Origin of the sequence: Alistipes finegoldii DSM 17242 (genome assembly GCF_000265365.1) — a bacterium.
GTDB classification, from domain to species: domain Bacteria; phylum Bacteroidota; class Bacteroidia; order Bacteroidales; family Rikenellaceae; genus Alistipes; species Alistipes finegoldii.
Map to the genome: position 1 here is coordinate 3,038,428 of NC_018011.1, position 9,956 is coordinate 3,048,383.

General features: G+C 47.0%; 10 protein-coding genes. 6 read left to right on the top strand and 4 right to left on the bottom strand.

What is annotated here, in order from left to right:
* Positions 1-38: 38 nt before the first annotated feature.
* From ALFI_RS13135 to ALFI_RS17020, 4 genes are read left to right on the top strand one after another with little or no spacing between them, the layout of a single operon-like run.
* Positions 39-890: a phosphoadenosine phosphosulfate reductase family protein gene (locus ALFI_RS13135; RefSeq protein WP_014776166.1), complete on the top strand. Its 852-nt coding sequence runs from the start codon at positions 39-41 to the stop codon at positions 888-890.
* Positions 887-1,717 carry a radical SAM protein gene (locus ALFI_RS13140; protein WP_014776167.1) on the top strand — a complete coding sequence of 277 codons (831 nt, stop codon included), beginning with the start codon at positions 887-889 and terminating at the stop codon, positions 1,715-1,717. Before ALFI_RS13135 ends, ALFI_RS13140 begins: the two co-directional genes overlap by 4 nt.
* A gap of 24 nt (positions 1,718-1,741) precedes the next feature.
* A complete protein-coding gene (locus tag ALFI_RS13145) occupies positions 1,742-2,602 on the top strand; it encodes a DNA adenine methylase (protein WP_014776168.1) in 861 nt (286 codons plus the stop codon).
* 19 nt (positions 2,603-2,621) lie between these two features.
* Complete coding sequence (locus tag ALFI_RS17020; protein ID WP_014776169.1) at positions 2,622-2,786, top strand: hypothetical protein; 165 nt, start codon at positions 2,622-2,624, stop codon at positions 2,784-2,786.
* A gap of 97 nt (positions 2,787-2,883) precedes the next feature.
* On the opposite strand, the gene ALFI_RS17025 is transcribed toward ALFI_RS17020, so the two are convergent.
* The 4 genes from ALFI_RS17025 to ALFI_RS13160 form a co-directional block, all read right to left on the bottom strand.
* Positions 2,884-3,315, bottom strand: coding sequence for a hypothetical protein (locus ALFI_RS17025; RefSeq protein WP_155835667.1), 432 nt, complete (start codon positions 3,313-3,315; stop codon positions 2,884-2,886).
* A gap of 25 nt (positions 3,316-3,340) precedes the next feature.
* Complete coding sequence (locus ALFI_RS17030; protein ID WP_014776170.1) at positions 3,341-5,026, bottom strand: hypothetical protein; 1,686 nt, start codon at positions 5,024-5,026, stop codon at positions 3,341-3,343.
* Between the two features lie 199 nt (positions 5,027-5,225).
* Positions 5,226-7,775 (bottom strand): hypothetical protein, encoded by a 2,550-nt coding sequence (locus ALFI_RS13155; protein WP_155835668.1) that lies wholly within the window; start codon positions 7,773-7,775, stop codon positions 5,226-5,228.
* Positions 7,708-8,235 carry a sigma factor-like helix-turn-helix DNA-binding protein gene (locus ALFI_RS13160; protein WP_014776172.1) on the bottom strand — a complete coding sequence of 176 codons (528 nt, stop codon included), beginning with the start codon at positions 8,233-8,235 and terminating at the stop codon, positions 7,708-7,710. The genes ALFI_RS13155 and ALFI_RS13160 overlap by 68 nt, the downstream gene beginning before the upstream one ends.
* A 94-nt stretch (positions 8,236-8,329) precedes the next feature.
* On the opposite strand from ALFI_RS13160, the gene ALFI_RS13165 reads away from it, so the two are divergent.
* Both ALFI_RS13165 and ALFI_RS13170 read left to right on the top strand, forming a co-directional pair.
* On the top strand, positions 8,330-8,872 hold the full coding sequence (locus ALFI_RS13165) for a virion core protein, T7 gp14 family (RefSeq protein WP_014776173.1): 543 nt from the start codon (positions 8,330-8,332) through the stop codon (positions 8,870-8,872).
* Between the two features lies 1 nt (position 8,873).
* Positions 8,874-9,956 (top strand): hypothetical protein, encoded by a 1,083-nt coding sequence (locus tag ALFI_RS13170; protein WP_014776174.1) that lies wholly within the window; start codon positions 8,874-8,876, stop codon positions 9,954-9,956.

A 9,956-nucleotide genomic window follows, 5' to 3' on the forward strand; every position in this document is an offset into this window, starting at 1 on the left:
AGCCCTGTCCTCGTGGCAGGGCTCCTTTAAGAAACGAAATGAGTGCACTCGAACATAAGATCGCATATTCCATCGCACTTCTCCGACGTGGTGAGGCGTTGGCCTTACGCATGTCCCCAGACGGCTATCATTTAGCATTCTCCGGCGGGAAAGATAGTATGGTATTATACCACCTCGCAAAGATGGCCGGGGTCAAATTCAAAGCCCACATGCAGGTAACAACTATTGACCCGCCGGAGCTCATGCAGTTTGTTCGGGCCAACTATCCCGACGTGGTGTTACACCGCCCGACGATCAACTTTTACGATCTGATCGTAAAGAAACAGATGCTCCCTTTACAGCATGTTCGGTACTGTTGTGCTTATCTAAAAGAACAGGCAGGAGCAGGAACCGTCACACTTTTGGGCATCCGAGCAGCAGAAAGTACCCGCCGGGCAGCACGCAACGAGTTAGAGGTATCTGGTCATAAATTCAGCGGGAGCCTCGACCAATTCAACCGACGATCTGATCGCAGCTTCGCGTGTGTGAACGGCAAAGACAAAATTATGCTTTCGCCGATTTTCCGCTGGTCGGATGCTGATGTCTGGAATTTAATTCGTGGACAAGGCTTACCATACTGCCGACTTTATGACGAGGGCTATCATCGTATAGGCTGCATATTCTGTCCAATGGCATCAACAAAAATTAAAGCCAAAGATCGCATGCGTTATCCCGGAGTTGAAAAAGCAATTAAACGCAGTATCCAACATCTAATCGACAATAATGGCTATATGAATAATTATCAAGCAACAGCAGATGAGATTTTTAATTGGTGGGTATCGAACACGTCCGCAAAGGAGTTTTTCGGAATGTTGAGGTTTCAGAGAACAATAGACTTTAACGATATATGAAACGTATTATCCGCGTGTTCCCAGCCCGAACCCATGCTACACCAGACGACGATCTGGTGCGCATCAACGCAATACCGTCTCTCTTTGACGAGGCCGACGAGGTGCACATCTCGGTCGCCTTTACATGGCACCTCAAATGGGCGGAATGGGCAGCGAAACAATGGGCTTGCGTTGCGCCGGTGAAAGTCGGCGGCCCAGCCCTCAACGAGCCGGGCGGGGACTTTATACCGGGCATGTACCTAAAGAAAGGCTACGTTATCACCTCGCGCGGCTGCCCAAACCGTTGCTGGTTCTGCGCTGTTCCCAAACGTGAGGGCGGCCAGCTTCGGGAACTACCTGTTACGGACGGCTGGATTGTCTCGGATGATAATTTACTGGCCTGCTCTCCCCGACACATTGACGAGGTATTCTCCATGTTGGCCAGACAACCACATCGGCCTATATTCACGGGCGGATTAGAAGCCGCCCTTATGACCTCTCAAATGGCCGCGCAGCTATACCAACTACACCCCCAAAGGCTATTTTTCGCCTACGACACACCGAACGATCTGGAACCGTTGCAAGAAGCAGGTAAGATGCTGACCGATGCAGGATTTTCGAAATCCAATCACGCGCTGCGCTGCTACATACTGATCGGCTACAAAGGTGACACAATGGAGAAAGCCCATAAACGGATGGGCGAAGCATGGCGGGCAGGGTTTATGCCCTTTGCCATGCTATATAGAGATAATAGCGGTCAGTTCGACCCTGCGTGGAAATGGTTTCAAGGGCAATGGGCCAATCCAAGAATAACCTATTGCAACTGTAAACGAGATTTCGGAGATTAACGCACCCCGTGAAAACGAAAAAATATGAGCGGTAACAAAGATAAACTGATCGCATTTAATTATTTCGGAGGAAAATTCGTCTGGTTAGAATACCTCTACGACAATTTTCCGCCCCACTTTACGCACCTGATCGACCTTTTCGCCGGCTCCCTTTGTGTATCGCTGAACTATCGGGGCCGGGTTATACGGACAGCCAATGAGATCAACGGGGAAATAACCAACTTTTTCGAGATACTGCGCGACCATGAAGAAGAACTTATCCGACGATTATCACTCACGCCCCACTCGGAACTGGAATATTTGAATAGCTGGGGCAATACAAATTCGGGTAAGATCGAGCAGGCGCGACGCTTCTATGTCCGGGCCCGGCAATCGTTCTACGGATTAGGGGCCCAAGCACAATCGAAAGGCTGGCATATGACCAAGCAGCACGTAAACGCTCAAGGCGGAGAAACGATTAGCCGGTGGAATAACGGAATTGGAAAGTTGCATACAGTAGCCGCCGAGATCCGCAAAAATTTCCAGATCACCAATACCAGCTACGACGACTGTATCGACCGGCTCGACTTTCCGGGCGCGTTCTTCTATTGCGACCCGCCCTATCCGTTGGCATCCCGAAACTCCCAGAACGACTACCATTTCGATTTCACGGACGACGATCACCGGGCGCTGGCGGCGCGGCTCCACTCGATTAAAGGTTACGCAATGGTGAGCAGTTATGATTGCCCGCTGATGCAGGAGTTATACGGCGATTGGTACATGGTGCGGTTCCCCAGAAAACGAAACAACCTACGTTCTACCGTTGTAAACGGCAGCGGGACGCTCGTACAGGAGTGCGTTTGGTGTAATTATACGCCCCCTGTCGTAACACAAAAATTATTCTAACCACAAAAAAATCAAAGCTATGAATGAAACACTTGTTTTTCTGGTTTCGGGCGTGATCGCCGCCCTTATTTCGGCTATGGTCTGTCTGCTGTTCCGCCTCTGGGACAGTCAGCGGGCCAAATGCAATGCCGTACAACGTCCTACTGCCGACACCCTCGCCCGGGGCGGTTCCCGTGGAAAATGAAAACATGGGTTAGCTTCCGGATCGAACGGACAAAAATCGGGATAATCAACTACAACAAAAAGACAACGGCTGGCAAAACGCCAGCCGTTGTCTTACATTAATCTATTGCATGTTCGAGAGCGTATTCGTAATCCTCTTTTGTGAACACAAAGACTGCCAATGATAAGCCATCGGAAACCTCAGAACATTGATATCCATATTCAATAAAAATGCTTCTATTATCCGGTAGTTGATTTGCATAGATTCGGATAATATCATCAAATTCTAATATACAAAGTTCCTTTGCCTGAAACGGGAAAAATCCGGGTCTGTGTTTTGAATTTCCCCATGAAAAGCTTTCTTCATTCTCCAATATCAGCGGATTCGGAAAATTACCATATTCATCTATTAACTGGATTGTTAATTTATGTCCGCTTTGATTTTTAAACTCATACTCAAATACAGGTGGTTCGTTTCGGCTGCTATTGTCAGAACAGCCCAAACAGAATATTACTAAAAAATAAAATAGACATAATTTACTCACTGGCATATAGACGGCTTTTAATGTTTCAAAGTTATAAATAAAATTCAAATAAATCGTCCAATGATTTATCTGTTATTCCATATTGTCCTTTGTATTCTTTCAATGCTTCTTTGAGTTGGGGGATGGTCTTAGATTTATATAATACCTGCTGCAACTTATCAATATCGTTCAAGTAAATATTATCATTGACATATATCATTGCATCGGTATTTGGTCTATACTTTTGATAATACACCCTTTGATTTGAGCCGTCATAAATATCAATAAAAATTGGTGTATATTCTCTGCCATAATCCGTATTTATACTGTATTTCGACCAACTTTGGAAATTATACTCATCAGGCACTTCAAAAAGCATGTGATACATTGGCGGCTGGAAAAATGTTTCGTATTTATGCACTTCATGGGCATATCCACGTAAGGTATATTCATTTTCCGTTACTGCCCACCCGATCAAATTAGACCAACTTTCTCGTATCGTATCTACATAGCCTTTATAAGCATTTCTTCCATTGACACGATAGAAAAAAGCACAATGGCCCAATTCATGAAATGCAGTTTCAAGAATACCGTATGTGGGACGCCAACCACCTGCATCTTCTCCATAGATAACTATATCCGGTTGAATACCTCTCAATGCTTGGGTTTTAAAATGTCCTCTTTCATCTCCTTTTTTATGTCGATAACAGATTTTAATTTTCCGTAAAGTCAAAATCTTATCGAATAGATAGGGCCCAAAGAAATGATGATAAAGTGCCCTTGTTAGCGTTGCATAACGCAAAGATTTACCCCCTCCGATATTTAAATTCCAATATCCACGCTGTTTGGGCCCATTGTAAAATGCTTGCACAATGCTTCCATCTCTAATATCCCAATAATTACTTTCCCAACAAATAGAATAATTAGCAGGCCGTTCAAAACCATCGCCGCGACACAGATAATGTCCATTTCTATCCGTATATCCTACACGAGTGGTAAACCAACGACGGGCTCGAACTTTTACACCACCAATAGGAACATAATCCTGCGCTATATCATCCCACGCTTTAATATATCCTTGTGGATAATATCTACTTGCACGAGTTTCTGGTTCCGTATCAATATTTCCAGTTAATTCAAGTGATTTATCTACAAGAGCCTCAATAAAATTAGAAGAAACCATACCGGGACGTGTAATAGGTTCGTCATCAAGATTTTCGTCTGGGATATACAATTCTTCAAGTATAGAATATGGAACATTAGACGGCAGTGTTTTTCCATATGGCCACGAGGCATATAACGATTCGACTTGGGTATCTTCAAGGGCCCCCGCAGTGTCAAATACGCCCGTGCCTATCAGTTCATAATCAAGAGGATAACTATAAAATTCAATAGTCGTATCTGCTTTTAAAATATCAAGTTGTTCCTTTGATTCTGGCGAAAATTCAATGTATAAATGAGTGGGATGAATAGATGATTCTGGCACCTCAATTTCTATATTACCTGTTGCTTTAAGAGCCCTTACAGCAGCTTTCATATTCCTTACAGAATAAGGATTTTCCAGTTTATTCCCAAGTTTTACAGTAGGCTCAACAGATTCATTGGCTAACATCGCAGAGCGTGTCATAATTTCCTGTTTATTGGCGGCTTTATCCTGATTAGGAAGCACATTATCAGTCAAATCCTCTGAACATGCATAAAAACCAATAATCATTAGGAGAAATAATAATTTTTTCATGATGGGATAGTGTTATTATTTTTTAAGGGCAACCAACAGTTTATCACAACCTCCTTTCCTAAAAACTGTTTTTATATGCTATATACAATATAAATATTATTATTTTAACCAAACATATATAACAAGACTTTAATAGCATCTTACATATATGTAGTAGTAATAAGACGAAATAGAACATAATATAACATAATGTAACACTCTACCGGAGCCGTCCCACAAAACGCGGGTAGAACTCGACATCGACACTGGTGGTCGAAATCCGACAATTAGCTGTCAGATGCAGTCGCAGCCGGAAAAACTTGTATGATAGAGGTGTCCTGCGCAACCTCGCATCCATGCCCTGAACGTTACACCATGCGTCACGGAGAACGCTCCATGTGTTACAGTCGTTCGACCCCTCGACGATAATATGGGCGAAGCAATCCTGCGACATAATGCGTGCTACGACGGTTTCAAGACGTTTAAACTCCGTTGTACCGAGTTTCAGAGGTCGTGTTACGGCCCAACATTCGACCGGCTCGATCATCTGCTCGTCGGTAAGTGTAGCGAGAGCATGGGCCGTCACAACCTCGTCATTGTTGAGCACTCGCCCGGCCATGTCGCGTGTCGCCCAGACGCCTGCTGCTATGGAATATACATAAGCATAAGAATAGGCACGGTTAAAGACGATCAGATCGCCGTATTTGAATTGAAAATAGATACGGGCTTCTGTAAGATACTCGGCCAGTTCGCCGGGGTATTGCTCCAGTTCGCGGGAGATCACCTCGGAAGAACGTCCCCGCAGGGCATGAACGCCCCGTGAGGTGATATAATATACTGTTTCAAGGGCCGCACAAGTATTCGGGTTTACGATCTGATCGTGATTCACCGGCAGAATGTTCGAATAGAGCACCTCGCCGGTGCCGCTTTCCAGCGACCACACGCCCCGGTCGGTAAAGACATACAGCGGGAACGCACCAAACCGGGTGGCTGACAGTTCATCCACGACGGTCGCAATGGCAAATATGGTTTCTTCGTTCAGTCCAACACGATACGAGTTTGCAAAGGGCTGCGAAAACAAATTGTTCAACGCCGACACCTGTACCCGATTAGGCTCTGTATATACATCGTCCTCTTTTTCAAAGATTTCATGCTCTATCGGGGTTTCGGGCATCCAGAACGACGGATATTTAGACCGTGAGGTCGGCGATGGAATAGCATAGGCATAGTTATTCCCCTTACAGGATTCAAGGTTCACATCCAACCACCAAAGCTGCGCCATAGAGCCGGGATCGTTGGTACAAACCGCAAATTTAATGGCTCTGTAATCGGGGTATGACACTACACGCCGGATTCTTGTAGGTTTGAAATTTCGAATTGACTGGCACACCTGCTTTCGGGTGTTATCAATATCCACTGTACAAATCATTTTCGTTACAAAATTCGCAGCATCCTCGCCGTCATTTCCCAAACAAAAACGCGAATATCCGGGGAATAGCTGCGTGCGTAAATTCGCCTTATGCAGCCTGCCGTTGTACTCATAGTAACATTTCCCCACTTGCGTATGGTGTGATTGTGTAGGCTCGTAGACAGGCATACTTTCGACATTTTTCATGTCATTATAAGACAATGATTCCGAATGTCGATTGTCTACAAAGTCCCGGATTTCTATTTCTTTGATCCTATATAACGGTTCTTGCATTAAATCAACATCTTCCGTGAACAATTTTCTAAAATCATAAGTCTGATAATAACCGCCACCGCCGCGATCTGACAGGCTCCAGTTATCTTTCCACGTTTTTTCAAAATCGTAAATTGGGACGATACGAGTAGAGCATATTACGACACTTTGAACGATTCGGGTATCTATTCCTGCGGGAATTTTGATTGTTACCTGCGGTTCAATGTAGAACGTATTGCTTCCCGGCGAAATTTTTGCCTTACAGCCAAAGAAAATGCCCGTTCTGTATTTTTCCGGCACGTAGTTAGGCATCCCGTCGGCCACAACATCGCCATAATCCTCTTGCCAACCGTCGTCTCCGGCGTCAGAGGCAAATATCATCAACTCAGAGTTAGCAACGACCGTTCCGTCCATCATCCTATAAGCCACCATTAGAGCAATAGCCCCCTGCCAGTATTCTCCGTTGTACATGGGCAGGTGTAGCGTTTGATTCACACGGTCGGTTATTCTCGTATAATAATATCCACCGTCCGGGGCTATATTCGGATGCCGCGCGAGGTTGTCCCCGTCTGCAAATTCTTCTTTTATATCATGGTTTTCCCAATACCTACGATAATAAAAATCAACTCCAAAACGAACTTTATCCGCCTTTGATTCGCTTATATCCGGTGGATCGGGCATCTCAAAGCGGACATATTCGCCCCCATACAATACAAAATAAAGCTCTTTATTATCCGTGACAATAACAAGTACATGTCCGAACGAAAAGACGGTAGAAAGGCCCGAAACTGCGGGCATGATCGTCTGCGTCGAGGAGAAAGCTCCATCCGCATAGCGTACCTCGTGAACGGCTCCGGTAGTGTCAATAGCGATATACAGATCGTCAGCCGTCATGGGATGCTTATAGAGTAGTTCGAAACCGTGAAAATCTGTCACAGCCCCGATACGCCGAAACGCTTCGACATTGCGCCAAGCGCCCGCGTCATAACGCAGGTTGTGTAGCGTTTCGCAGCTTCCGTCCTTAACCGTCAGATCGGTTTCCGCCCGATTGATTCCCAGCACCGGGACTGGTTGTTTCATTCGTTCCATCTTGTAAGTAGTAGTTGTTATTGATTTCCTTATGAATACGTTGATTCAGCACCATAAATAGGCTGCCGGGCTCCGTCTGAGGCTGCTCGGCCCCAATGCTGATGTCGTGCAGGGTTTTACAGGCTGCTATCAGGTTCTTATCCGTCATTTTGTTGCGATGCACAATATTGGTCAGCCGATTGTAGAGCTCGTTGATTGCCGCATTTCGGGCCTGTATCACCCGTTCCAGATAGTCCCCGGTGAGCTCGCTTTGCACGATCACCGTTTCAACCTCTTGCCGAACCTCTTCGACCGATGCCCGTATTACCTGCTGCTGGTCGCTGCCTATGCTATCCCATAACCGCTTTACTCGCATCGCACTTATTCCGAACTCGGCAGCAACGGCGCGTAAACTCCCCGTCTGCACGTATCTCACACAGACTGCGTTCTTTTCATCGTCGTCGAGTGTTTTGCGCGACATAAGTAGCTGATTTATTGATATATTCCGATCAAAAATAAGGATAATTCTTATACACGCGGTCGCTAATTTTACAGAGTGATAAAATTTAGACACTATGTTTCCATTAATCGCATTGGCCGCCATTTCCGTCGCTTCGTCGATTGCAGGCGGCATTTCTGCCAATAAAAAGCAACGTAAGGCCGATCAGATACTCAGCGACCGCGAGCGGAACCTCAAGGAGTGGTACAACTCCGAAATGAATATGCCTTACCTCGACCGAGCTGATTCACGGGCCATGCTGAAACGCATCCGGGACTACAACGAGGACGAACTAAAGGCCATGAACACCAACGCCGTGAAAAGCGGCGCTACGGACGAGGCAAAAGTTGCCGCCGCCAACAAGCTCAACAAAAACTATTCGCAGACCCTCGCCCAGATCGCGGGGCTTGGAGAACAGCACAAAGATCAAGTGCGCCGCGACTATCAAGCCCGCATGGACAACCTTACAGGGACGCGCTATCAAGCGCAACTTGGCAAGGCCGCAGGCACGCAGAATATGATTAGCGGCATCGGGAGCTCCCTCGGCCAGTTAGCCATGCTCTACGGTATGGGCAGCGGTTCCGGCGGCGGTTTAGCAAATTTTGCAGGTGGGAAATAGTATGGAACAGGAGAAGCCAACCACACCGGTATTCTCGATTGCTGACGAGATACAGCGGCGACAAAAAGAAGCCGACGAACGCCGCGCCACATGGGAGCAGAAACGCCAGCGAGCTACCGACCTGTACCGGGACGGCCAGAACCCGATTTTGGCCTTCATCGACACGATGAAGCCCCAGCAGGACACCGACCGGATAAAACGCGCGGAAAAGGCGGCAAAGATCACGGCGTGGTCGAATTTCTTATCAGCGCTGGGTACGGGTATTGTCGGCATGGCCACCGAGGGCTACATTCCCAAGACCGGCACTGATGCTCCGATGAAGATGCTTGGAAAGATCGACGAGTGGGATAAACTCTACAACAGCCAGAACCGAGAATACCAACAGTTACGCCTGCGGGCACTTATGGGCCAGCAACAAGGCGAGCAGCAAGCCGCCAACATGGACGCTACCGCCGCCGGGCAGGATTACACGTTGGCCCAAAAGCAATACGACACATTGATCGGCAACCTCTGGAAAGCCCAGCAGGAAAAAGAGAAACGAGCCGATACTTTGGACGATAAAATGAAAGTCGAAAAATTACGAGGCGAAAACAACATCAAAGCAGCCCAAGTGCGGGCCGCAGCTTCGGCAGCGGCAGCCAGCGCCCGATCTGCTGCGGCAGCGGATAAATCCGCCGTTCAATTCCTCGATCGGGACGAACAGACCGTCGTAAGGCTCAATCCGGCACAAGAAAGCCTGCTATACGAGAAAGGCCGCGAAATGGGTATAATTCCCGAAGATGGCACCCCGACAAAAGAACCGACATACACGGGTGAAAAGGTACCGCAGTTCGTCTTTGGGAAGCTCAAACCGGCACAGAAAGCCCAGATATTACGTGCCGTCTACCTCAAGCTGAACGGCGTAAAGCAGAAGCCGCAAGCCCCTGCCGATCTGGGGCTCCTGTTCCGCCCCGAGAAACGCTATATCGCGGGCCCGGTTTCGAATGATGTGCGCAAAGTGCTGGAAACTCCGCAGGCTGAACGGATGCGTGAGGCTGGTTACAGCGACCAACAAATTATCAACTACTATCTGGATTACGAATAG

What these genes read in the sequence shown, in the direction of transcription:
- ALFI_RS13140 (WP_014776167.1), top strand. Translation starts at nt 887, where the DNA reads ATGAAACGTATTATCCGCGTGTTCCCAGCCCGAACCCATGCTACACCA.
- ALFI_RS13170 (WP_014776174.1), top strand. Translation starts at nt 8,874, where the DNA reads ATGGAACAGGAGAAGCCAACCACACCGGTATTCTCGATTGCTGACGAG.
- ALFI_RS17025 (WP_155835667.1), bottom strand. Translation starts at nt 3,315, where the DNA reads ATGCCAGTGAGTAAATTATGTCTATTTTATTTTTTAGTAATATTCTGT.
- ALFI_RS17020 (WP_014776169.1), top strand. Translation starts at nt 2,622, where the DNA reads ATGAATGAAACACTTGTTTTTCTGGTTTCGGGCGTGATCGCCGCCCTT.
- ALFI_RS13160 (WP_014776172.1), bottom strand. Translation starts at nt 8,235, where the DNA reads ATGTCGCGCAAAACACTCGACGACGATGAAAAGAACGCAGTCTGTGTG.
- ALFI_RS13145 (WP_014776168.1), top strand. Translation starts at nt 1,742, where the DNA reads ATGAGCGGTAACAAAGATAAACTGATCGCATTTAATTATTTCGGAGGA.
- ALFI_RS13135 (WP_014776166.1), top strand. Translation starts at nt 39, where the DNA reads ATGAGTGCACTCGAACATAAGATCGCATATTCCATCGCACTTCTCCGA.
- ALFI_RS17030 (WP_014776170.1), bottom strand. Translation starts at nt 5,026, where the DNA reads ATGAAAAAATTATTATTTCTCCTAATGATTATTGGTTTTTATGCATGT.
- ALFI_RS13155 (WP_155835668.1), bottom strand. Translation starts at nt 7,775, where the DNA reads ATGGAACGAATGAAACAACCAGTCCCGGTGCTGGGAATCAATCGGGCG.
- ALFI_RS13165 (WP_014776173.1), top strand. Translation starts at nt 8,330, where the DNA reads ATGTTTCCATTAATCGCATTGGCCGCCATTTCCGTCGCTTCGTCGATT.